General features: G+C 70.5%; 21 protein-coding genes and 1 pseudogene. 11 read left to right on the plus strand and 11 right to left on the minus strand.

What is annotated here, in order from left to right:
* The first annotated feature begins 132 nt into the window (after positions 1-132).
* A complete protein-coding gene (locus tag BCF74_RS08345; protein ID WP_170070177.1) occupies positions 133-840 on the plus strand; it encodes a DUF305 domain-containing protein in 708 nt (235 codons plus the stop codon).
* Positions 841-1,198: 358 nt separating this feature from the next.
* On the opposite strand, the gene BCF74_RS08350 is transcribed toward BCF74_RS08345, so the two are convergent.
* Both BCF74_RS08350 and BCF74_RS08355 read right to left on the minus strand, forming a co-directional pair.
* Positions 1,199-3,742, minus strand: a complete 2,544-nt coding sequence (locus BCF74_RS08350; RefSeq protein WP_106297495.1) for an ATP-dependent Clp protease ATP-binding subunit — start codon at positions 3,740-3,742, stop codon at positions 1,199-1,201.
* 212 nt (positions 3,743-3,954) lie between these two features.
* A complete protein-coding gene (locus tag BCF74_RS08355) occupies positions 3,955-4,749 on the minus strand; it encodes an ATP-grasp domain-containing protein (protein WP_106297496.1) in 795 nt (264 codons plus the stop codon).
* A gap of 355 nt (positions 4,750-5,104) precedes the next feature.
* On the opposite strand from BCF74_RS08355, the gene BCF74_RS08360 reads away from it, so the two are divergent.
* Together BCF74_RS08360 and BCF74_RS08365 are read left to right on the plus strand one after the other, a co-directional pair.
* A complete protein-coding gene (locus BCF74_RS08360; RefSeq protein WP_170070178.1) occupies positions 5,105-5,821 on the plus strand; it encodes a TetR/AcrR family transcriptional regulator in 717 nt (238 codons plus the stop codon).
* A 184-nt stretch (positions 5,822-6,005) separates the two neighbouring features.
* Positions 6,006-7,646 carry a GAF domain-containing protein gene (locus BCF74_RS08365; RefSeq protein WP_146132906.1) on the plus strand — a complete coding sequence of 547 codons (1,641 nt, stop codon included), beginning with the start codon at positions 6,006-6,008 and terminating at the stop codon, positions 7,644-7,646.
* 222 nt (positions 7,647-7,868) lie between these two features.
* On the opposite strand, the gene BCF74_RS08370 is transcribed toward BCF74_RS08365, so the two are convergent.
* From BCF74_RS08370 to BCF74_RS08380, 3 genes are read right to left on the minus strand one after another with little or no spacing between them, the layout of a single operon-like run.
* Positions 7,869-8,705 (minus strand): Fpg/Nei family DNA glycosylase, encoded by an 837-nt coding sequence (locus BCF74_RS08370; RefSeq protein WP_106297499.1) that lies wholly within the window; start codon positions 8,703-8,705, stop codon positions 7,869-7,871.
* A gap of 6 nt (positions 8,706-8,711) precedes the next feature.
* Positions 8,712-9,665 carry a non-homologous end joining protein Ku gene (gene ku, locus BCF74_RS08375; RefSeq protein WP_106297500.1) on the minus strand — a complete coding sequence of 318 codons (954 nt, stop codon included), beginning with the start codon at positions 9,663-9,665 and terminating at the stop codon, positions 8,712-8,714.
* 40 nt (positions 9,666-9,705) lie between these two features.
* A complete protein-coding gene (locus BCF74_RS08380) occupies positions 9,706-10,980 on the minus strand; it encodes a low temperature requirement protein A (RefSeq protein ID WP_106297501.1) in 1,275 nt (424 codons plus the stop codon).
* On the opposite strand from BCF74_RS08380, the gene ligD (BCF74_RS08385) reads away from it, so the two are divergent.
* Both ligD (BCF74_RS08385) and ligD (BCF74_RS08390) read left to right on the plus strand, forming a co-directional pair.
* Positions 10,979-11,920 (plus strand): non-homologous end-joining DNA ligase, encoded by a 942-nt coding sequence (ligD, locus tag BCF74_RS08385; RefSeq protein ID WP_106297502.1) that lies wholly within the window; start codon positions 10,979-10,981, stop codon positions 11,918-11,920. The genes BCF74_RS08380 and ligD (BCF74_RS08385) overlap by 2 nt on opposite strands.
* Positions 11,913-12,794, plus strand: a complete 882-nt coding sequence (ligD, locus tag BCF74_RS08390; RefSeq protein WP_106297503.1) for a non-homologous end-joining DNA ligase — start codon at positions 11,913-11,915, stop codon at positions 12,792-12,794. The genes ligD (BCF74_RS08385) and ligD (BCF74_RS08390) overlap by 8 nt, the downstream gene beginning before the upstream one ends.
* Before the next feature lie 92 nt (positions 12,795-12,886).
* Here ligD (BCF74_RS08390) and BCF74_RS08395 read toward each other — a convergent pair whose 3' ends face one another.
* From BCF74_RS08395 to lysS, 5 genes are read right to left on the minus strand one after another with little or no spacing between them, the layout of a single operon-like run.
* Positions 12,887-13,261, minus strand: a complete 375-nt coding sequence (locus tag BCF74_RS08395) for a hypothetical protein (protein ID WP_146132907.1) — start codon at positions 13,259-13,261, stop codon at positions 12,887-12,889.
* Between the two features lie 48 nt (positions 13,262-13,309).
* Complete coding sequence (locus tag BCF74_RS08400) at positions 13,310-13,918, minus strand: (2Fe-2S)-binding protein (protein WP_106297505.1); 609 nt, start codon at positions 13,916-13,918, stop codon at positions 13,310-13,312.
* 56 nt (positions 13,919-13,974) lie between these two features.
* Complete coding sequence (locus tag BCF74_RS08405) at positions 13,975-14,310, minus strand: histone-like nucleoid-structuring protein Lsr2 (protein WP_106297506.1); 336 nt, start codon at positions 14,308-14,310, stop codon at positions 13,975-13,977.
* Positions 14,311-14,354: 44 nt separating this feature from the next.
* Complete coding sequence (locus tag BCF74_RS08410) at positions 14,355-14,525, minus strand: lysyl-tRNA synthetase (protein WP_170070179.1); 171 nt, start codon at positions 14,523-14,525, stop codon at positions 14,355-14,357.
* A 2-nt stretch (positions 14,526-14,527) separates the two neighbouring features.
* Complete coding sequence (gene lysS, locus BCF74_RS08415; protein ID WP_106297508.1) at positions 14,528-16,066, minus strand: lysine--tRNA ligase; 1,539 nt, start codon at positions 16,064-16,066, stop codon at positions 14,528-14,530.
* Positions 16,067-16,218: 152 nt separating this feature from the next.
* Here lysS and BCF74_RS08420 point away from each other — a divergent pair, with 152 nt between their 5' ends.
* Positions 16,219-16,974: an AAA family ATPase gene (locus tag BCF74_RS08420; RefSeq protein ID WP_106297509.1), complete on the plus strand. Its 756-nt coding sequence runs from the start codon at positions 16,219-16,221 to the stop codon at positions 16,972-16,974.
* A gap of 409 nt (positions 16,975-17,383) precedes the next feature.
* Here BCF74_RS08420 and BCF74_RS08425 read toward each other — a convergent pair whose 3' ends face one another.
* Complete coding sequence (locus BCF74_RS08425) at positions 17,384-18,127, minus strand: GntR family transcriptional regulator (protein ID WP_106297510.1); 744 nt, start codon at positions 18,125-18,127, stop codon at positions 17,384-17,386.
* Between the two features lie 90 nt (positions 18,128-18,217).
* On the opposite strand from BCF74_RS08425, the gene BCF74_RS08430 reads away from it, so the two are divergent.
* From BCF74_RS08430 to BCF74_RS08450, 5 genes and pseudogenes are all read left to right on the plus strand, one after another.
* Positions 18,218-19,273: a Gfo/Idh/MocA family protein gene (locus tag BCF74_RS08430; protein WP_106297511.1), complete on the plus strand. Its 1,056-nt coding sequence runs from the start codon at positions 18,218-18,220 to the stop codon at positions 19,271-19,273.
* Positions 19,270-20,277 carry a TIM barrel protein gene (locus BCF74_RS08435; RefSeq protein WP_106297512.1) on the plus strand — a complete coding sequence of 336 codons (1,008 nt, stop codon included), beginning with the start codon at positions 19,270-19,272 and terminating at the stop codon, positions 20,275-20,277. The genes BCF74_RS08430 and BCF74_RS08435 overlap by 4 nt, the downstream gene beginning before the upstream one ends.
* 70 nt (positions 20,278-20,347) lie before the next feature.
* Complete coding sequence (gene iolC, locus BCF74_RS08440) at positions 20,348-21,349, plus strand: 5-dehydro-2-deoxygluconokinase (protein WP_245889276.1); 1,002 nt, start codon at positions 20,348-20,350, stop codon at positions 21,347-21,349.
* A complete protein-coding gene (locus BCF74_RS08445; RefSeq protein ID WP_106297514.1) occupies positions 21,349-22,230 on the plus strand; it encodes a class I fructose-bisphosphate aldolase in 882 nt (293 codons plus the stop codon). Before iolC ends, BCF74_RS08445 begins: the two co-directional genes overlap by 1 nt.
* Positions 22,227-22,594 (plus strand): annotated as a pseudogene (locus tag BCF74_RS08450) (hypothetical protein); the annotation flags it as partial. The gene BCF74_RS08445 and the pseudogene BCF74_RS08450, both read left to right, overlap by 4 nt.

Here is a 22,594-nt window from a genome sequence, read left to right on the forward strand (position 1 = left end):
AGTTCGGCCGAAGTTGTCCGATGGCTGCGGCGAGCGGCGGGTGGCGGGCTCGGCGGTGGGTTCGTCTGCTGGTCGGCGGCGGGTTCGTCGGCTACCCGGCGAAGGTCTCGCGGACGAACTACAGTGCCGCACATGCCCGGCCCTGCCACCCGACCTCTGTCCCTCTCCCGCCGGCTCGCTCCGGCGGCGGCGCTCGTCGCCGCGCTCGCGGTGAGCGGGTGCACGGGCGACGACGGGGCCGAGTCACTGCCGGCGACGACCGCCCCGACCCCGAGCGGGCCGGTGATCCAGCCGAAGAAGCCGGGCGAGCCGAACGCGACGCTCACCGGCTCCGACGCCGCCCCCGTGACGACTCCCACCGTCAACCCCGCGGACGCGAAGTTCTACCAGGACATGATCGTCCATCACTCCCAGGCGATCGTCATGGTCGAGTCGGTCAAGGACCGGCTCACGGACACGCAGGTCAAGGGCCTCGCCGAACGCATCGCGGCGGAGCAGGAGCCCGAGGTCGCGGCGATGGCGGCATGGCTCAAGGAGCGCAAGCAGGACGTGCCCCCGCAGGCGACGAACCCGCGCCTCGGCGACCACAGCGCCCACGCCGGCATGCCCGGCATGGCGACCCCGGCACAGATGAAGCAGCTTTCCACCGTGTCCGGTCCCGCCGCCGACCAGCTCTTCCTCAAGCTGATGATCACCCACCACGAAGGTGCGCTGAAGATGGTCGAGGAGCAGCAGGCCAAGGGCACCGACGAGTACGTCGGCGACATCAGCAGCGAGATCTACACGACCCAGTCGGTGCAGATCCGGATGATGCAGCAGATGCTCACCCGCCTCTCCTGACGTACCGAACTCACCCATTCCTCCCGAGCGAGACACCGCGGCCGTGACGGAGGGGAGGAGTGGGTGAGTTGTGCACACGAAGGTGGGCGGACGGCATACGGCAGGATGCGTGCCCAACCGTCCAATTGGGTGAGTTCGGGACACGAAGGTGGGCGGACGGCATACGACACAAACCCCGTCTCGTGAAAAAGTCACCCCATTGAACGCTTTGGGGGTACCCGCAGGGCCGTTCAATTGGGTGACTTTTTCACGGGGGTGAGCACAGCGGAAGGCGGGGTATGCCGTGAGCTCGCGCTCGCGGCATACCCCGCCTTCTCGTGTGGTCAGGTCACCCGAGGTGACCCGGCCACCTCGGGCCTCACTCGCCGCCGGCGGCTCCGCTGCTCGGCGGGGCGGCGCTGCCGGCGGTGACGACCGGCACCTCGATGGCCCGCGCGTGCGGCGTGCCCTCGAAGGTGAAGGTGTCGTCCTTGCCCTCGCCGGTCGCGTCGACCGCGACGAGCTCGCCGGCGCCGATCTCACCGAAGAGGATCTTCTCGGAGAGCACGTCCTCGATCTCGCGCTGGATCGTGCGACGCAGCGGGCGGGCGCCGAGGACCGGGTCGTAGCCGCGCTTGGCGAGCAGCGTCTTGGCCGTGGGCGTGAGCTCGATGCCCATGTCCTTGTCCTTGAGCCGCTTGTCGAGCTTGGCGATCTCGAGATCGACGATCTGGATGATCTCCTCCTGCGTGAGCTGCGGGAAGACGATCGTGTCGTCGACACGGTTGAGGAACTCGGGCCGGAAGTGCTGCTTGAGCTCGTCCTGGACCTTGGCCTTCATCCGGTCGTAGTCGGTGCGGGTGTCCGGGCCGGCCGAGAAGCCGAGCGCGCCCTTGGAGATGTCCCGCGTGCCGAGGTTGGTCGTCATGATGATGACCGTGTTCTTGAAGTCGACCATCCGACCCTGCGAGTCGGTGAGGCGGCCGTCCTCGAGGACCTGCAGCAGGCTGTTGAAGATCTCCGGGTGCGCCTTCTCGACCTCGTCGAAGAGGACGACCGAGAACGGCTTGCGCCGCACCTTCTCGGTGAGCTGGCCACCCTCCTCGTAGCCGACGTAGCCGGGAGGCGAGCCGAAAAGCCTTGAGACGGTGTGCTTCTCGGAGAACTCCGACATGTCGAGCTGGATGAGGCTGTCCTCGTCACCGAAGAGGAACTCGGCGAGCGTCTTCGCGAGCTCGGTCTTGCCGACACCCGTGGGCCCGGCGAAGATGAACGACCCACCGGGACGGCGGGGGTCCTTGAGCCCGGCGCGGGTACGGCGGATGGCCTGGGACAGCGCCTTGATGGCGTCGTCCATGCCGATGATCCGCTTGTGCAGCTCGTCCTCCATGTGGAGCAGCCGGCTGGACTCCTCCTCGGTGAGCTTGAAGACCGGGATGCCGGTCGACGCGGCGAGGACCTCGGCGATCAGCTCCTCGTCGACCTCGGCGACGACGTCGAGGTCACCGGACTTCCACTCGGTCTCGCGCTGCTGCTTCTCGGCGCGCAGGTTCTTCTCGTCGTCGCGCAGGCGCGCGGCCTTCTCGAAGTCCTGCCCGTCGATCGCGGACTCCTTCTCGCGCACGACCGCGGCGATCTTCTCGTCGAACTCGCGCAGGTCCGGCGGCGCGGTCATCCGGCGGATGCGCAGTCGCGCGCCCGCCTCGTCGATGAGGTCGATCGCCTTGTCCGGGAGGAAGCGGTCGTTGACGTAGCGGTCGGCCATGTTGGCGGCCGCGACGAGAGCACTGTCGGTGATGGACACGCGGTGGTGCGCCTCGTAGCGGTCGCGCAGGCCCTTGAGGATCTCGATGGCGTGCGCCAGCGTCGGCTCGGCCACCTGGATCGGCTGGAAGCGGCGCTCGAGCGCGGCGTCCTTCTCGATGTGCTTGCGGTACTCGTCGAGCGTCGTCGCGCCGATGACCTGGAGCTCACCGCGGGCGAGCATCGGCTTGAGGATGCTCGCGGCGTCGATGGCGCCCTCGGCCGCACCGGCCCCGACGAGGGTGTGGATCTCGTCGATGAACAGGACGATGTCGCCGCGGGTGCGGATCTCCTTGAGGACCTTCTTGAGCCGCTCCTCGAAGTCACCGCGGTAGCGGCTGCCGGCGACGAGCGCGCCGAGGTCGAGGGTGTAGAGCTGCTTGTCCTTGAGGGTCTCGGGCACCTCGCCCTTGACGATGTCCTGGGCGAGGCCTTCGACGACGGCGGTCTTGCCGACGCCGGGCTCGCCGATGAGGACGGGGTTGTTCTTGGTGCGGCGGGACAGCACCTGCATGACCCGCTCGATCTCCTTCTCGCGCCCGATGACCGGGTCGAGCTTGCCCTCGCGGGCCGCGACGGTGAGGTTGCGGCCGAACTGGTCGAGGACGAGCGAGCCGGCCGGGGTGCCCTCGGTGGGACCGCCCGACGGACCGACGCCCGCGGTGGCGCCCTCCTTGCCGCCCTGGTAGCCGGAGATGAGCTGGATGACCTGCTGGCGCACGCGACCGAGGTCGGCGCCGAGCTTGACCAGCACCTGGGCGGCGACGCCCTCGCCCTCACGGATGAGGCCGAGGAGGATGTGCTCGGTGCCGATGTAGTTGTGGCCGAGCTGCAGCGCCTCGCGCAGGCTCAGCTCGAGGACCTTCTTCGCCCGCGGGGTGAAGGGGATGTGGCCGGTCGGGGCCTGCTGGCCCTGGCCGATGATCTCCTGCACCTGCTCACGGACGGCGTCGAGGGAGACACCGAGGCTCTCGAGGGCCTTGCTGGCCACGCCCTCACCCTCGTGGATGAGGCCGAGGAGGATGTGCTCGGTGCCGATGTAGTTGTGGTTGAGCAGCCGCGCCTCTTCCTGGGCGAGGACGACCACCCGGCGGGCCCGGTCGGTGAACCGTTCGAACATGGTGCTGGCTCCTGACTGATTGCGTCACCTCGATGCTAGCTCCGCTGTCCGTATGCCGTGGCGTCCATTCACAGTGAGCCGTCACCACCCGGGACGGCCGGGTGCGAGGTGTTCACGGACTCCAACGCCGCATGGGGGGTTCGTGTTCCACGGCTGAGCCGAGCCGACTCATGTTCGCTCAGGGCGGATCGGTCCGCCCCGAGCCGCGATGGTCAGTCGCTGACGACGAGCCCGAGCGCGATGTCGAGGAGGAAGGGCGAGTGCGTGAATGCCGCCGTGAGGCCCGGCACGACCCCGGTGACGCGCAGGGTGCACTCGTCCTCGGCCACGGTCAACTCGACCGGGCCGGTCACCTGCAGCGCGCGGACGGACTCGGTGGCGAGCTGGAGGATCTGGGGACGGCGCGGCACCGCCCGGCTCGCGGCACCCTGCGCCGGCCCGAGCGCGGCGACGACCCCGTCCAGCCCGTCGGAGGACTCGCCGAGGCCGGGGCTCAGGACGCGCCAGTGCGGCCCGGGCGGCCGTTCGATGACGAAGTAGGCGTCGCCGAAGCTCGCGTGGTCGAGGGTGCGCGGGTCGAGCAGGGGAACAGCTTGGTCGGCCTGCCACGCCGATCGCGGCATGAGGGCCAGTCGCTCGCGAGGGAGGTCCGGCCCGCCCACCTGGTCGAGGTAGTCACTCGGCGTCGCGATCCGAGCGGTCGGGATGCCGGCCCGGGCGAGGCGGCGCAGTGCGTGGAAGGAGTCGCGCGCATGGACCAGGCCCGCCGTCCCACTCACGACGATGTCGACGCCCGGCGGGAAGGAGGTCGCGGCTGCGGCGAGGTCGATGAGCTCGTCCGGGTTCGTGGGGACGACGAGGTCGATGCCGTGCCGATGCACGAGCCGGGCCAGGGCGGCCTCTCGGGCGGGGTCGCCCACGGCGGGGACGACGTGCCGTGTGTGTCGGTCCCACCGGTGGTCCCCGGCGCCTGAACCGGGAGCGACGTCGACGACGTGGATCCGCACGCCCCGCTCGTGCAGGTGTGCAACGACGCGACGACCGACCTCGTGGTCGGCGCCGGTGACGAGTGCGGTGATGGGCAGAGCGATCCTCGCGGTTCAGGCACCACGGCGACGCGCTGATGCTCAGCTGTGTGGCGCGGCGCCCGGTGGACGGGTGAGAGTGGTGCAGTCACGGATTCCGGGCCGGGCGGCGCGTGTCGATCGGTCAGAGTTCGATCGAGAACAGCGTACTCTGGGGGGTACGGGTGCGCGACTCGAGACGGAGGGATCGCCGACCAGGGCCGCTGTCCGTGATGACGGTCACCGCACGACGTCGTGCAGGTGTGGGTAGCCGAACGGAATCGAGGACCTCGTGGACGTGCCATCGCAGCCGACGGAGCGCACCGGAGTGACCCGCCGGGAGCGACAGCGGCAGCGCGTCATCGAGGAGATCAAGGAGGCCGCGCTCGGCGAGCTGCGGCAGCAGGGGATCACCGGCGTGACGATGCGCGCCGTGGCCCGGGCCATCGACATCACGCCCTCTGGTCTGTATCGCTACGTGGCCGACCACGAGACGCTCATCGGTCTGCTCGCGGCCGACGCGTTCGACGACGTCGCCGAGCTGATGTCGACCACGCGCATCAAGGCTGCAGGGGAGAGTCTTGCGACCCAGTGGTACCGCTGCTGCCTGGCCCTGCGCACGTGGTCCATCGAGCACCCCGACGAGTACGGCCTGATCTTCAACGCCGACCCGCACGCTCCGCAGACCGAGAACGTCGTCGACGCCAGTCACCGCGCACTCGACGCGCTGACGCACCTGTGTGCCGCCGGCCTCGCGGACGGGGAGATCGACCCGCGACGGTCCGAGGCGATGGAGGCGGTCACCGGAACGGACGCCGAGTTCGACGCGCAGATCCTCGCGGCCTCGGCGCTGGCCACCCTCGTCGGGCACATCTCCCTCGAGATCTCCGGCCGGTGGAACTATCTCGGTGGGTCGAGCGAGGACCGCTTCGAGAAGGTGGTCGTCGCGGTGATGTTCCTCGTCGGCTTCACCCGCCAGCCCGAGCGATCAGCCGGCTTGCGTGTTGTGACCTGATTCGATCAGTTGTGGGCTGGGCGGGAACTGGCCCGGACATCAGTGCACCGATCTCTGGACGACCGTGCACACGATCACAAAGTTTCTTGTGCCTGCTAAAGCCGCGCCCGAATGGGTAAGGATGGCTACCGACTCGACGTAGGTTGCCCCGGTGTTTCACCGGCTTGAAAGGGGGTTTCGCCCAATGGCTCATGAGCAGTTCTTCACGCTTTCCGATGACGCAGGCTCGATGCCGGTTCCTGCGGCCGCCGCCCCTGTGGAGCCTTCGGGCGAGGCTGACCTCCTCGAACTCATCGGACGCCTGCGCCGGGCAGCCGACCGGGAGGAGTGTCTCGACCTGATGGTCGAGGCGCTCATCGCCCTGCCCGGTGTCGACAGCGTGCACGTGAGCCTGCGTGACGGGCACGACATGCGATCGGCCGCCGGCGAGGAGGACGGTCTGGAGCAGCTCGACCACGTCTTCGTCGTGCGCCAGGGCCGGGACGTCCCGCACGTCTGGCCCACGACGGCCCACGCGTGGCGCCCGAGGGCCGCGGACCGGGCGCTGCATCGGGCGCTCCAGACCGGTCGTCCCTGGGAGGGACTCATCGGCGTGGAGCCGCTGCCGGACCGGCCCGTCTCCGCGGGTGCCGCGGGGCGGGACCGCCGCTTCGCCGCTGCGTTCCCCGTCCTGACCGACCGCGGGGTCATCGGACAAGTGCTCCTCACCGCCCGGCGCCGCTTCGATGACAAGGATCTCGCCGTCGCCCAGACGGTCGCCGGTGCCGTGGGGCCAGCCCTGCGACCTCCGCGCACGGGACCCCAGGCGACCCTGCGCGAGGAAGACCTCATCACGAGCGTCGCCCGACTGCTTCGCGCCCAGCCCGAGGCAGAGGTCTCGCTCGTCAGCGTCGCCCTGGGCGATGTCGACGACGCGAGCGCCGGACTGCGCGAGGACCGACCTCGTGCGTTGCGTGAGCTGCGTGACGACCTGCTCGACCAGGTTCGGGGCTGGCCCAATGCCCACCTCCTCGCCGGCCGCACCGACGAGCTCTTCGTCCTCGTCGCCGGCGTGCCCGCCAGCGAGGTCGCCTTCCGCACGGCCGAGCTGCGCGAGTCGGCGCGTCGCCAGCTGCCCGACGTCATGTCCCGGTGGGGCGCCATGACGGTGACCGACGTCGAAGACGTCGCTCCGCACATCCGGCACACCGCCGCAGCCTTCATCGAGCTCGCCCGGGCCACGCGGGACGGTGAGGCCGGGGGCGGCGCCGTCGCCGGTCGGTCTGCGTCCGGTGCCTCGTCGGATCGCCTCGTGGCGCTCGTCGCCGAGGTCCTCAACGAGCTGGACGCCATGGTCGACTCCCCGGTGGGTGACCGCCTGGCGCTCGTTGCCGCCCGCTTCTGCGTCCTCATGTCCGCAGCCGCCTGGCAGGTGAGCCAGGTGTGCCGCGGTGTGGCCCGGTCGGTCCAGCTCGAGATCGAGCGCAGCCCATCGCGCTCGGAGGACCAGAGCCCACTGTTCGGGCGCATCGACTTCCCCATCGAACGACGTCCCGCCATGGCGAGGTCGGCAGAGGGATGGGCCTTCCACGCCGACCTCACGCGCGGCGACGCGGCCGAACGGCTCTCCCTCGCCGTCAACGGCTACGGCAGCGTGGTGTGCGCCGGGGGGTATGACCCCGACGCGCGCCAGTGGATGGTCGAGCTCTTCGGCGACGAGCGCTCCGCCGTCAACGATGCCCTCGCGGGCACGCTGCTGTCTCTCGTCCAGGCCGCACTGAGCTTCCCCCGGGCGCTCGCGACACCGCTGCCCACGGACGGCGAGCGCGACGGCGTCTTCGGCTGAACCGCAGGCGTCGGGCGCTGCCACGGCAGCGCTCGTCATGAGCGTTCCCCGCCCGTGAGAGGGACCTTTTCGAAGACCCACAGGACCATTTTGCACATAGCCCATATGGGCTATATCAGCCGGACCGAGCGGGTGGTATTGGGGCCCAGCACCCCTGCGCCCATGACTGCGAACAGCGTTCTCGTTCAAGAGTGGGTGGCGCGGTGCCCGGCGAGCCCGCGGTCAGCTCCGGCGTTGGCAGTTGCCGCACCAGAAGAGGTTGCGGCCGGCGACGACCTCGGTGCGGATGCGTGACCCGCAGACGAGGCACGGCTCGCCGGCCCGCTTGTAGACGTAGGAGTCGCGCGAGTCGAGCCGGACGTCGCCGCCCTCCTCGAGAGCACGCGCGACCTCGTCGACCTGGTCGTGGATCGTGACGATCTTGCTCGTCGCGACCCCGAGCGGCAGCAGCGCGACGAGGTCGTCCCAGATCGCCTGCCACGTCGAGCGCTTGATCGCCGTCCCGGGCCGGAACGGGTTGACTCGCAGCCGGAAGAGCACCTCGGACCGATAGACGTTGCCGACGCCCGCGAGCACCGCCTGGTCCATGAGCAGCTCGGCGATGGGCTTGCGAGACCGGTGGATGCGTGTCCACGCCAGGTCGGGGTCGGAGCGAACATCGGTCAGACGCAACGGGTCCGGGCCGAGCCGCCCCAGGACCTCGTCGACCTTCTCCGGCGTCACGACGTCGCAGACCATCGGACCGCGCAGGTCGGCGACGTGGTCCTCGGTCGCGAAGCGGCACCGCACCTGACCCACGACCGGCAGCTCACCGGCATACGAGCTGGTGTCGATCGTGAAGGTGCCGATGAGGCCGAGGTGCACCCACAGGACCCGGTCACCGACGAAGTCGACGAAGAGGTGCTTGCCCCACGAGGTCGCGCCCTCGACCTCGGTGCCGGAGATCAGGGACGCGCCGTGCGCGAACTTGCCCTGGGGGCTGGTGACGGTCGGTGAGGTGCCGGCGAACGCGGTGTCGAGGTCGCGCGCGAGCGCGAAGAGGGTGTGGCCTTCGGGCATGCGGCGTCAGGAGGCCTTCTTGCTCGTCTTCTTGGCGGTCTTCTTCGCGGCGGCCTTCTTCGCCGGCGCCGCAGACTTCTTGGCGGGCGCCTTCTTCGCCGCGGCCTTCTTCGTCGCGGAGCCGGACGTGCCCGTGTCGGAGCCGGCGTCGTCGGAGGCGGAGCTCGTCGTGGGTGCCTCGCCGCGGGACGCCTTGGCCTTCTCGACCGACTTCGCGAGAGCCGCGAGCAGGTCGACGACCTCGCCGGACTCCTCGGCCTCGGCGGCGGGCACCTGGACCTCGCCGCCCTCGACCTTGGCCTTGACGAGAGCCTGCACGGCAGCGGCGTAGTCGTCCTCGTAGTCGTCGGCGTCGTACTCCCCGGCGAGCTGCTCGATGAGGAGGCGCGCCATCGCCATCTCCTTCTCGCTCGCCTCGCCGGCCTCCTCGACGTGGGCGAAGTCGGGGCTGCGGATCTCGTCGGGCCAGAGCATCGTCTGCATGACGATGACGCCGTCGCGCACCCGCAGCACGGCCATCGTCATGCGCGTGCGGATCGAGACGGTGACGATGGCCATCCGGTTCTCGGACTCGAGCGCCTCGCGCAGCAGGACGTAGGGCTTGGTCGCCGACTTGTCCGGCTCGAGGTAGTAGCTCTTGTCGAGCAGCATCGGGTCGATCTGGTCCGCGGGCACGAACTTCTCGACGTTGATCTCCTTGCTCGAGCGGCTCGGCAGCTCGGAGAAGTCCTCGTCGGTGAGGACGACCATGTCGCCGTCCTCGGTCTCGTAGCCCTTGGCGATGTCGTCGTAGGCGACCTCTTCGCCGTCGATCGAGCAGATCCGCTTGTACTTGATGCGGCCGCCGTCCTCACGGTGCACCTGACGGAACTGCACGTCGTGGTTCTCGGTCGCGGAGTAGAGCCGCACCGGCACGTTGACGAGACCGAACGAGACCGCGCCCTTCCAGATCGCACGCATGCCTTCACTGTATGCCGCGCGCGCGGCATACGAGGAAGCCTCAGGTGCCGAGGTGCTCGTCGATCTTGCGTACGCCGACGGTCTCGTAGCCGACGACGGTGATCCAGGGGACGACCATGAGGACGACGATCGACCAGCCGAGGGAGGCCCCGAGCGCCGGCATCGCGACGCTGACGGCGAGGACGACGAGCATGAGACCGAGCAGCAGCCAGTGGACCGGGTCCCGGCCGGGCATGAGGAAGTGCCAGAGGGCATAGACGACGACCATGAAGAGCGCGAGCGGCACGGCCATGGTGAGCATGACCTCGGTCTCGCCGATCTTCGTCTTGTCCTCGATGTAGTAGGCCGCGACGTGCAGGCCCGCGCCGACGGCGGCGATGCTGCCGTAGAGCAGGACGTGGCCGTAGCCGAAGCCGAACGACTTCTCGGGCCGCTTCTCGAGGATCTCGCCGAAGGGCTGTCCGAAGTAGGTCCACCACATCGCGAACGCGAGCGAGACCCCGGCGATGGCGATGAGCACCGCCTCGCGCGACCAGCCCTGTTCGGCGACGACGGCCTCGATCGCGGTCGTCGTGCCGAGGACGATCTCGCCGAGGCTGATGATCGCGAGCAGCCCGTAGCGTTCGGCGATGTGGTGCGGGTGCCACGGGGACCCGCCGAAGCGTCGCTCGCAGGCGCGGACCGACCCGAACTCGAAGGCGATGACGGCGAGCATCAGCGGGATGGCGACGGGGAGCGCGGGCTGCAGCCAGGCGACGAGGATCCACAGCAGCTGTGCGATGGAGATGCTCACGGCATACCCGCGCATCGTCGTGCGGTGCTCGGGGTCGTCGCGGCTCGCGCGCAGCCAGAGGAAGATCTGCGAGACCCGCAGGATGACGTAGCCGACGACCATGATCCGGTTGGTGAGGTGGCCCTCGAGGATGCCTTCGAACATCTCCGGCAGGCCGAGCCCGAGGATGAGGACACCGACCATCTGCACGAGGGTCGCGACCCGCATGAGCCAGTCGTCGGTGTCGTAGGCCGACGCGAACCACGAGTGGTTGATCCACGCCCAGACGATCGCGACGACGGCGAAGGAGAACGCGAGGACGCCCTGGACCGGGTGGTTCTCGGCGAGGGCGTGGGTGAGCTGGGCGCCGGCGATGGAGAAGGCGACGACGAAGGTGAGGTCGTAGAGCAGCTCGAGCGGGGTCGCGGCGCGGTGCGACTCGTTCGGGTCGCGTCCGGTCATCCGGTGCAGGCCGTGTTGGCGTCGCGAGGGCTGGTTGGTCGAGCTCGTCACTTCGTCAGCGTAGGCGAGGATGGGGGGCATGCGCCCGATGCTCGCCGCGACCGCGGACCGCGTGCCCGCGGGTGACGCGTGGGTGCATGAGGTGAAGTGGGACGGGATGCGCATCCTCGCCGACGTCCACGACGGCCGGCGCGTCCTGTCGAGCCGCACCGGTCGGGACGTGTCGGTGAGCTTCCCCGAGCTCGCCGGACTCGCCGACACCTACGAGGACCTGCTACTCGATGGCGAGGTCGTCGCCCTCGACGGGGGAGTGCCGTCGTTCGGGGCGCTGGCCGAGCGGATGCACGTCTCGTCGGCGCGCAAGGCGGCGCAGCTCGCGACGACGCGACCGGTGACCTTCATGGCGTTCGACCTGCTGCGGCTCTTCGGCCAGGACCTCACGACCCAGCCGTGGTCCGCGCGGCGCGACCTGCTCGAGAAGCTCGACCTGCGCAGCTCGGCGTGGCAGGTGCCGCCGGTCTATGACGACGGGGTCGGGCTCTTCGAGGCGACCCGCGACCAGGGCCTCGAGGGCATCGTCAGCAAGCGCCGCGCGTCGCCGTATGCCGCGGGGCGCCGGTCCCCGGACTGGCGCAAGCTGCCGCACCGGGCGTCCCTGTCGGTCGTCGTCGGCGGGTGGCGCCCGGAGGTGGGTTCGACGTCGCGCCTGGGTGCCGTCCTCGTCGGCACGACCGACGGTGCCGGGGGTTTCGCGTATGCCGGCCGCGTCGGTGCCGGGCTCGCCGGCGCCGCGGGTGCGCGGTTGCGTGCACTGCTGGAACCGTTGCGGCGCAGTGCTTCCCCCTTCACGACCCCGGTGCCGCGCGAGGATGCCGCCGGCGCGACGTGGGTCGAGCCGGAGGTGGTCCTCGAGGTGGCCTCGCTGGGACGGGGCTCGACCGGCAAGCTGCGCCAGCCGGCATACCTCGGCCTGCGCACCGACCTCACGCCCGCCGACCTGCACGAGGTGACCGATGGCTGAGCGCCACGACCCCGAGATCACCCGCGTCGACGTCGGCGGGCGGACGATGAAGCTGTCCAGCCTCTCCAAGGTGATGTACCCGTCGACCGAGACGACCAAGGGCGAGGTGCTGAACTACTACGTCAGCATCGCGCCGATCCTGTTGCCGCACATCGCAGCTCGCCCGGTGACGCGGGTCCGGTGGCCGCACGGAGTGGCCGACCAGAGCTTCTTCGAGAAGAACCTGCCGAGCGGCGCGCCGTCGTGGCTGCCGCGGGTGCGCGTCGACGACGTGACCTACCCGCTCGTGGACGACATCGCCCAGCTCGTCTACCTCGTCAACCTCAACTCGCTCGAGATCCACGTGCCGCAGTGGACCGTCACCGAGGACGGCGAGCGCGAGAACCCGAACCGGCTCGTCATCGACCTCGACCCGGGGTCACCGGCCGGGCTGAAGGAGTGTGCGCAGGTGGCGCTGCTGCTGCGGACCCGGCTCGACGCGCTCGGGCTCGAGCTCTTCCCGGTGACGTCGGGGTCCAAGGGCATGCAGCTCTATGCCTCCCTCGGCGGCGACCTCACGAGCGACCAGGTGCGCGACCTCGCCCAGCAGCTCGCACAGGAGATGACGAAGAAGCACCCCGACCTCGTGCTGTGGCGTATGACGAAGTCGCTGCGGCCCGGCAAGGTCTTCCTCGACTGGAGCCAGAACGTCGCCGCGAAGACGACGATCAGCCCCTACTCGCTGCGCGGCCGAGAGCTGCCGTGCGTCGCGGCGCCCCGCACCTGGGACGAGGTCGAAGCCGGCGCCGAGGGGGAACGGTTCGAGCAGATGATGTTCGACGACATGCCCGAGCGGCTCGAGACCCACGGAGACCTCATCGCCGACCTGCTCTGACCCTCTGACCTGCTCTGACCCTCCGGCCGGCGGTGACTCGCTGACCGGCTCTGACCCGCTGGCCGGCGCCCGGGCAGGCGTCGCCGACAGGGTCAGCCGCGCATCGCGTTGCCGACGGAGGCGCCGATGACGGCGGGCAGTCCGGTGAGCGCGGCGAAGAAGAACCACGTCGAGACGATGGCCGTCCCGATCGAGTCGCTGCCCGTCGTGAGCGAGATGACGAGGGTGAGCAGCACCGGCACGACCGCCGCGACGATGAGCCACCGGAGGAGCAGGTCGCCGAGGCCGAGCTGCTCACGCAGACCGTCGCGCATCGCCCAGCCGAACGCGCCGAAGGCCAGGACGGCGAAGACGGCCAGCCCGGCACCGATGTTGGCGCCCGAGTCGCCGCCGATCGCGATCATGACGAAGTAGGCCACGAGCGCGGCCACCGTGATCCCGGCGATGCGGACGAGTGCGGGGAGCATGCGCACAGCCTCTCGCACCCGAGCGTTCGATGGCGGGACGCGAGCGGGTCAGCTGCCGGTGGCGACCGACACCCGCGGGCACCCGGCGCACTCGTGCAGCCCGGGCAGCGCATAGATGAAGCAGCACGACCGGCGCTGCGGGGTGAGGCCGGGGGTCAGCCCCGCCGCGGCGCGCGACTCACGCACCGCCTGCTCCCACATGTCCTGGACCATCCCGAACCGCTGCCGGCTCGAGGTCTTCACCGCCGCGGGGTAGTCCGTCGCGATGGGGTGGGCAACCCGCTCGTATGCCGTCCGCGCGTCGCGCAGTCGCGCCTCCAGCGGGCGGTCGTCGGGGATGAGCCGGTCGAAGCCGAGCCGCGCGGGGTAGAGGCCGGGTGCCAGCTCGACACCGATGCGGGACATCCCGGGCTCGCCGAGGTCGACCCGCCACGGACCGGAGGAGGCGCCGAATGCCGCGAGCTGCGCGGGAATGGTCAGCAGGTGCTGGAGCACGAAAGCCGTGGCGACCTGGTCAGGCGTGCGGACGGCATACAGGCGCGAGTTCTCCTCGGTGAGCTCGCGCTGCCATTGTGCCGAGTAGGCGAAGGCCTCGTCGAGAGTGCGGCCGAGGGTCGTGCCGCCGACAAAGGTGAGATATCCGTGGTGTGCGGACATGAGTGAGGCGGCGACCCCCGGGTCGGGAGCCGCCGCCTCGACATCTGTGGCTCGACTCAGCGGTGCGCCTTGTCGTAGGCCTCCTGCACACTCGCGGAAATGCGGCCGCGCTCGCTGACCTCGTGCCCGTTCTTGCGGGCCCACTCGCGAATGTGGGTGACGTCGCGGCGACGGGACGAACCGCCGCCCGAGCGGCTGCCACCGGTGCTCTTGCGACCACCCGAGCGGCGGGCATGGCCCACCCACGGGGCGAAGGCGTCGCGCAGCTTGGCCGCGTTGGCGGTGTTGAGGTCGATCTCGTAGGAGACGCCGTCCAGGGAGAAGGTCACCGTCTCGTCGGCGTCATTGCCGTCGATGTCGTCGACAAGCAGGACCTGAACGCGTTGTGCCATGTGATTTCCCTTCGGGTTGGATATCCCTGCAGGAAATGACCGTATCAGCCCTTTTCGTCATCGTGGGATTTACGCTGCTGAGCCTCCCACTGGCTGTGCGCGATCCGCTCGCGGCGGTCGCCTTCGAGGATGCCTTTCATCAGGTAATAGAAAATGACGGCAACGGTGACGGTCGGCAGAACCGCCGCCAGATACGGCCAGATGGTGTCCCACATGGTCAGGCCTCCGGCTTGAGGTGGGGGAAGAGGATGGTCTCGCGAATGCTGGCGCCGGTGAAGAGCATGACCATGCGGTCGAGCCCGAGCCCGAGACCGCCCATGGGCGGGGCGCCGTACTCGAGGGCGCGCAGGAAGTCCTCGTCGAGCTGCATCGCCTCGGGGTCGCCGCCGGCGGCGCGGCGCGACTGCTCGGTGAGGACGTCACGCTGGATGACCGGGTCGATGAGCTCGGAGAAGCCGGTGCCGCGCTCGACGCCGTCGATGATGAGGTCCCACGCCTCGATGAGACCGGGCTCGCTGCGGTGCGGCCGGGCGAGGGGCTGCGCGATCGCCGGGTAGTCACAGAGGAACGTCGGCTGGAGCAGGGTCGGCTCGACGAGCTCGCCGAGGAGCTCGAGGAAGACCTTGTCCTTGTCCCAGGAGTCGTCGATCGCGACGTCGTGCTTCGCGGCGTGGGCGCGCATCGTCTCGAGGTCGGTGTCGACGGTGACGGTCTCGCCGACGGCCTCGCTCACGGCGTCGTAGACCGGCAGCCAGCGCCACTCGCCGTCGAGGTCGACGGTGCCGCGCGGGGTCTCGATCTGCCGCGACCCGAGCGCGTCGGCGACGCCGAGGTAGAGGTCGCGCAGCAGGGCCGCGATCGTGGTCTGGTCACCCCATGCCTGGTAGGCCTCGAGCATCGTAAACTCGGGGGAGTGCGTCGCGTCGACGCCCTCGTTGCGGAAGATCCGGCCGAGCTCGTAGACGCGGTCGACACCGCCGACGACGGCCTTCTTGAGGTTGAGCTCGAGCGCGATCCGCAGCGTCATGGGCTGGTCGAAGGCGTTCATGTGGGTGCGGAACGGCCGGGCCGCGGCGCCGCCGTGGATGAGCTGGATGATCGGCGTCTCGACCTCGAGGTAGCCCTGCTCGTCGAGGACGCGGCGCACGGCCGAGAGGGTCGCGGCCTTGGTGCGGACCATGTCGCGCGCGTCCTGGCGCACGATGAGGTCGGCGTAGCGCTGGCGGACCCGCGACTCCTCGGAGAGCTCCTTGTGCAGGGTCGGCATGGGGCGCAGGGCCTTGGACGCCATGGTCCAGCTCGTCGCCATGACGGAGAGCTCGCCGCGGCGGCTGCTGATGACCCGGCCGGTCACGGAGACGTGGTCGCCGAGGTCGACGTCGGACTTCCATGCGGCGAGGGCGTCCTCGCCCACCTCGGCGAGGCTGAGCATGACCTGGAGGCGGGTGCCGATGCCCTCCTGGAGGGTGGCGAAGGCGAGCTTGCCGGTGTTGCGGACGAAGACGACCCGGCCGGCGACGGAGACGACGTCCTGGGTCTCCTCGCCGGTCTCGAGGTGGCCCCACTGCTCGCGGACCTGCTCGAGGGAGTGCGTGCGCGCGACCTCGACGGGGTACGCCGCGGTGCCGACGGCGAGCAGGCGGTCACGCTTCTCGCGGCGAATGCGCTGCTGCTCCGACAGCTCGGCGAGGTCGGAAGCGTCGGTCGCGTCCGTCTCGGACGCGACCGTGGTGGTGCCGGTGGGGGTGTCGCTCACGCCGTCAAGGGTACGAGGACTCGCTGGGAGTTCGCCCCACGCCCCGTGGGCGTCCCGCCGGTGGGTGTCCCGCCGGTGGGCGGGCTGGAACGGCGGGTGCGCTGGAACGGTGGATGCTCCGGGTTGGCGCGCGCACGGCATACGGTCATCGCATGGGTGACGTGGACGCGGACTGGCTGCGGCAGCTGCCGGTGCGCCGCGTCGAGCGGAGCCCGTATGCCGCCCTGCGGCCGGATGCGTGGCCGCTCACCATTCCCGCGGTCGCGCAGGTGATGCGGGACGGGCTCGACCTCGGAACCGCGACGGTGCTCGTCGGCGACAACGGCACGGGCAAGTCGACCCTCGTCGAGGCCATCGCCATGGCCTACGGGCTGAATGCCGAGGGTGGCTCGACCGGTGCCCGGCACCGCACTCACGACACGGAGTCGGGACTGTGGGACGACCTGCGGCTCGTCCGTGGTGCGGGCTCGTCGAAGTGGGGGTACTTCGTGCGCGCCGAGACGATGCACGGGCTGCTGATGTACCTCGACACGACCCGGCGGGAGTCGCCTGGTTCCCGCGATCCCGAGTTCCACGTGCGCTCGCACGGTGAGTCGTTCGTGACCCTGCTGTCGACGGGGCGCTTCGCCGGGGACGGGCTGTTCGTGTGGGACGAGCCGGAAGCGGGACTGTCGTTCCCGGCGCAGCTGCACCTCGTCGCCGAGCTGGCGCAGATGATGGCGCGGCCACGGACCCAGGTGCTGCTCGCGACGCACTCGCCGATCCTCGCGGCGCTGCCCGGGGCGACCGTGCTCGAGCTGTCCGAGTCGGGGATCGCCCCGGTGGAGTGGCGCGACCTCGAGGTCGTCGACCACTACCGGCGCTTCCTCGAGGCGCCGGAACGCTACCTGCGGCACGTCATCGACTGAACTACTGCCGGCCCTGAGCCATCGGCCACGTAGCGCGAGGATCGTGCGCCGACTTGCCCGACCAGTCGACAAGGTCGGCATCACGAAGGGCGTTGAGCGTCTTGGTCACGGTCGGACGGCTGAGACCCGTTGTCTCAACGACGTCCCCGCCAACGCCTCGCTCCGGTATAGGCAGAGCGAGCGCGGTGTCCAGGTCGGCTGGCTACTCCAAAACTTTTGGAGTTCTTTCACAGCTTTCTTGGGGGATCCTCTCCGGTGCAGGTTGCAGTGGCAGTCCGTCACCGACTGTCGCGCTCCAGAGTTCAGCGTCTTCCGATGAAGCCCACTCGCTCCACACTGCTGCATAGCCGGCGCCGAGTTCGTCCTCGTCGCCGTGGGTATCGGGCGGGCGTCGCGCGCTACTCAACGTTCAGCGCTCGTCGACCATGAGGTCGATGGTGTAGTCCTCCGCGCGGTAGGAGTGGTCGCCGTACTCCACCGCCGCCCCGGCCGAGTCGAACGCCATCCGCGTCATCGTCAGCACCGGCTGGCTCCCGCGGATCCTCAGATGCCGCCGCTCCGCCGGCGTCGGCATCCGCGCCGCGATCGACTGGTGCGCCACGACCGCGTGCACCCCGCGGGCGCGCAGCGCGGCATACAGACCCGTCGCCTCGAGCTCGTCACGCGAGATGTCCCCGTATGCCGGTGGCAGCCAGTTCCGCATCACTGCCAGGGGTGCGTCGCCCGCGTACCGAAGCCGGGTGATCGCGAGCAGCTCGGTGTCGGGCGGGAGGTCGAGGGCGCTCGCGGCCTCGGCGTTCACCTCGTGGCCATGGGAGAGGACCTCGGTACGCGGTGTGCGGCCCTCGCGGTCGAGGTCGTCGTGCAGGCTGGACAGGGCGACCCGACGATGGACCTTGCGGTTGGCCACAGTGGTCCCGAGTCCGCGACGGCGCACGAGCAGGCCCTTGTCGACGAGCTCCTGGATCGCGCGTCGGACCGTCGGGCGCGAGAGGCCGAGCCGCTGCGCCAAGGCCACCTCGTTCTCGAACGGGTCTCCGGGCTGGAGCCGCCCGTCGGTGACCGCGGCACACAGCTGCTCGGCGAGCTGGTGGTAGAGCGGCACCGGCGACGTGCGGTCGATGCTCACGTCGACGAGCTGGGGCGTGGCCATGCCTCCGGACAGTAGCGAACCGACCGGTATATGACCATATGTCCTGACAAAGGTTGACACGGTGGGGTCGGCGCGGGAACAGTTCTCGGCATGAGGATCGGACTGGCCGGCGTGGGCCGCATCGGCGCCTTCCATGCGAGCACCCTCGCCGGGCTCGACGCCGTCGACGAGGTCGTCGTCGCGGACCTCGATGCCGGGCTGGCGCGGCGCGTCGCCGCGGACCAAGGCCTTGCCGTCGAGGGGGACCTCGACGCGCTGCTTGCGCGAGACGATCTCGACGGCTTCGTCATCACCACGGCGACCACGGCGCGCGCTGAGCTGCTGCGACGCACGGTTGCGGCCGGCATACCGACATTCTGCGAAAAGCCAGTCGCGGCAACGCTTCCCGAGACCATCGAGCTGACCACCATCGTCGAGTCGGCCGGCGTGCCGGTCCATGTCGGCTTCCAGCGACGGTTCGACGTCGGCTACCGGCGGGCGCGCGAGGCGGTGGCATCCGGCGAGCTCGGCGTCGTCCACGCGATCCGTGCGCTGACCCACGACCAGGAGCCGCCGCACGCTGCCTACGTCCCGACGAGCGGCGGCATCTTCCGCGACTGCTCGGTGCACGACTTCGACATCGTCCGGTTCGTCACCGGGCAAGAGGTCGCGACGGTGAGCGCGACGGGGGCGAACAAGGGGGCGGCGTTCTTCGGCGAGGCCGGGGACGTCGACACGGCCGCGGCGATCCTCACTCTCGACGACGACACCCTCGTCACCGCGACCGCGACCCGCTACAGCGGCGGCGGCCACGACGTGCGCATGGAGGTCATGGGCTCGGTCGCCTCGGTCGCCGTCGGGCTCGACGCCTCGCTCGCGCTGCGGTCGGCTGAGGAGGGCGTGACCTTCCCGACCGGGCCGGTGCACGCGAACTTCATGCAGCGCTTCCGGGCTGCGTATGTCGCCGAGCTCACCGCGTTCTGCGACGTCGCGGCCGGGCGGGTGGCGAGCCCGTGCACCGTCCGGGACGCGCTCCAGGCGTTCCGGGTCGCGGAAGCGTGCGAAATCTCGCGCGCCGAAGGGCGGCCGGTCGCGCTCGCGGAGGTCGCGGACGCGCCGGTCGCGGATGCTCCTGCCGCGGACGCTGCGCTCGGGTCGGCGGTATGAGCAGCGTGACCGGGTCGTCGCGGACGCCCTTCCTTGAGCGCGTGGCGGGGGCGCCGATCTCATGGGGCGTGTCTGAGGTGGCCGGCTGGGGGCACCAGCTCACCCCCGACACCGTCCTGTCGTCGATGCGGGAGCTCGGGCTCACGGCGACGGAGTTCGGGCCCGACGGGTTCCTCCCCTCCGAACCCACCGAGCGCACGGACACCCTTGAGCGACAAGGGCTTCGGGCCGTCGGGCAGTTCGTTCCGGTGGTGCTGCACGACCCCGAGGTCGATCCGCTGCCGGTCGTCGAGGACGCCATGACGGCGCTGGCCGTCGCGGGCGCGGGCACGGTCGTCATCGCCGCGACGACGGGTGCGGAGGGCTATGACGTCCGGCCCGTGCTGGGTGACAGCGAGTGGTCGACCCTCCTCGCGAACCTCGACCTCATCGAGGCCGCGGCCGAGGCGCGCGGGCTCGTCGCGGCGCTGCACCCGCACGTCGGGACGATGATCGAAACGGCCGAGGAGGTCGACCGCGTGCTCGCCGAGTCACGGATCGGGCTCTGCCTCGACACGGGCCACCTGCTCATCGGTGGCTCCGACCCGGTGGCGCTCGCCCGGGAGCACTCGGAGCGGATCGTCCACGTCCACCTCAAGGACGTGCGCGGGGATGCGGCTGCCCGGGTGCGTGCGGGCGGGCTGACCTACACCGACGCCGTCGCCGACGGCATGTACGTGCCGCTCGGCGCCGGGGACGTCGACGTCGCCGCGATCGTCGGCTCGCTGGAGTCGGCCGGGTATGCCGGGTGGTACGTCCTCGAGCAGGACACCATCCTCGCGGGGCCGCCGTCGCAGACCGGCATCGACCCCGCCGCCGACGTGCGTGCCTCGCTCACCTTCCTGCGCACCCTCGCCGAGCGTCCCGATATCACCCAATTGGACGCTTCGGGACCGTCCCCAACCGTCCAATTGGGTGAGATCGGGACAGGGCAGGGGGACGAGGTGAGGGGGAGCGATGGGTGAGGCAGCGGCATACGCGGGTTCGAACGGCACGGCAACGGGTTCGAACGGCACGGCATACGAGCTGGTCGCGATGGGGCGCACCGGTGTCGACATCTACCCGCTCCAGCATGGGGTCGGGCTCGAGGACGTGCGCACCTTCGAGAAGTTCCTCGGCGGCAGCGCGACCAACGTCGCCGTCGCCGCGGCCCGCCACGGCCGCCGGGGCGCGCTCGTGACTAAGGTCGGGCCGGACGCGTTCGGGAGCTACGTGCGGGCCGAGGCGGAGCGACTGGGGGTGGACCCTGCGCACATCGGCGTGATCGAGGGGGAGCCCGGGCGGGTACCGCCGACGCCCGTGACGTTCTGCGAGGTGCACCCACCCGACGACTTCCCGCTGTCGTTCTACCGCTACCCGACCGCGCCGGACCTCATGATCGAGCCCGGCGACCTGCCGCTCGAGGCGATCCGCGACGCCGGGGTCTTCTGGGCGACGGTGACCGGACTGTCGCAGGAGCCCTCTCGCGCAGCGCATTTCGCGGCGTGGGCGGCACGTGACCGGCGGCCGCACACCGTGCTCGACCTCGACTACCGGCCGATGTTCTGGGACTCGATGGACGATGCGCGAACCCAGGTCCAGCGGGCGCTCGACCACGTCACCGTCGCCGTCGGCAACCGCGAGGAGTGCGAGGTCGCCGTGGGTGAGAGCGACCCGCAGCGCGCCGCCGACGCCCTGCTGGACCGCGGACTCGACCTCGCCGTCGTCAAGCGCGGCCCTGAGGGAGTGCTCGCCGCGACGCGCGACGAGCGGGTCGAGGTCGCGCCCTTCCCCGTCGACGTGGTCAACGGGCTCGGCGCCGGGGACGCCTTCGGCGGGGCGCTCGTGCACGGGCTGCTCGCCGGCTGGGACCTGCGCCGCACGATCGAGCTCGCCAACGTCGCCGGGGCGATCGTTGCCGGGAGGCTCGAATGCTCGACGGCGATGCCGACGACGGCCGAGGTCGAGGAGGCCGTCGCCCGCGGCGACGCCTCGTCGGTGGCCGGCGAGACGCCGAGCCGGTCGACCGGCGCGAGCATCCCGGAAGTGGCGCGCTGATGGACACCCGCGACCTCACCCGCATCCGCATCACCGACCCGGGCCGCATCGCCGACGCGTGGGCGGCCCGGCGCCGGCGTGACTCCCTCGCTGGCGGCGACGGCCGACTGCTTCTCGTCGCCGCGGACCACCCGGCCCGCAACGCGCATGGCGTGCGCGACGACACCCTCGCCATGGCCAGCCGCAGCGAGCTCCTCGACCGGCTCACCACCGCCCTGTCGCGGCCCGGCGTCGACGGGGTGCTCGGCACGCCGGACGTCCTCGACGACCTCGCCCTCCTCGGGTGCCTCGACGGCATGGTCGTCGTCGGGTCGATGAACCGCGGCGGCCTGCAGGGGGCGAGCTTCGAGCTCGACGACCGCTTCACGGCATACACCGCCGAGGAGATCGAGGCGCGCGGGCTCGACGGCGGCAAGATGCTCGCCCGCATCGCCCTCGACGACCCCGGCACGGTTGCCACCCTCGAGTCCGCCGGGCGCGCGGTGACCGACCTCGCCGGTCGAGGGCTCACGGCGATGGTCGAGCCGTTCCTCTCCGTCGTCGAGGACGGCCGGGTCCGCAACCTGCTCGACCCCGACTCCGTCATCCGCTCGGTCGGCATCGCCTCAGCCCTCGGCGCGAGCAGCGCGCACACCTGGCTCAAGCTGCCCGTCGTCGACGACCTGCCCCGCGTCATGGATGCCACGACGCTGCCCACGCTGCTCCTCGGCGGTGACCCCGTGGGTGACCCGCAGGACACGTATGCCGCGTGGTCCGGCGCGCTGTCGCTGCCGTCCGTGGCCGGTCTCGTCGTCGGCCGGGCGCTGCTGTACCCGCCGGACGGCGACGTGGCGTCGGCCGTCGACATCGCCGCCGAGCTCGTCCACGGAGGTGCCTCATGACCCGTGAAGAACTCACCCAATTGGACGCTTCGGGACAGCCGGCCCGTCCCGATCTCACCCCATCGGACGCTTCGGGACCGACCGCCCGTCCCGATCTCACCCCATCGGACGCTTCGGGACCGACGGCCCGTCCCGATCTCACCCCATCGGACGCTTCGGGACGCGCCCGACCCGGCAGCGGCGCCGACAACGACCGCTGGTTCCGGCCGTTCGGCACGCTGCACGATGGCGAGTACCGGGTCGCTGTCGCGCCGACCGCCACGAACCCGCCCGAGGGCTGGCAGCACACGACCCTGCGGCTGGCCCATCTCGACCCGGGTGGGAGCGTCGAGCACGACACCGCGGATGAGGAACTCGTCGTCGT

The organism is Knoellia remsis (genome assembly GCF_003002895.1).
Classification (GTDB): Bacteria; Actinomycetota; Actinomycetes; order Actinomycetales; family Dermatophilaceae; genus Knoellia; species Knoellia remsis.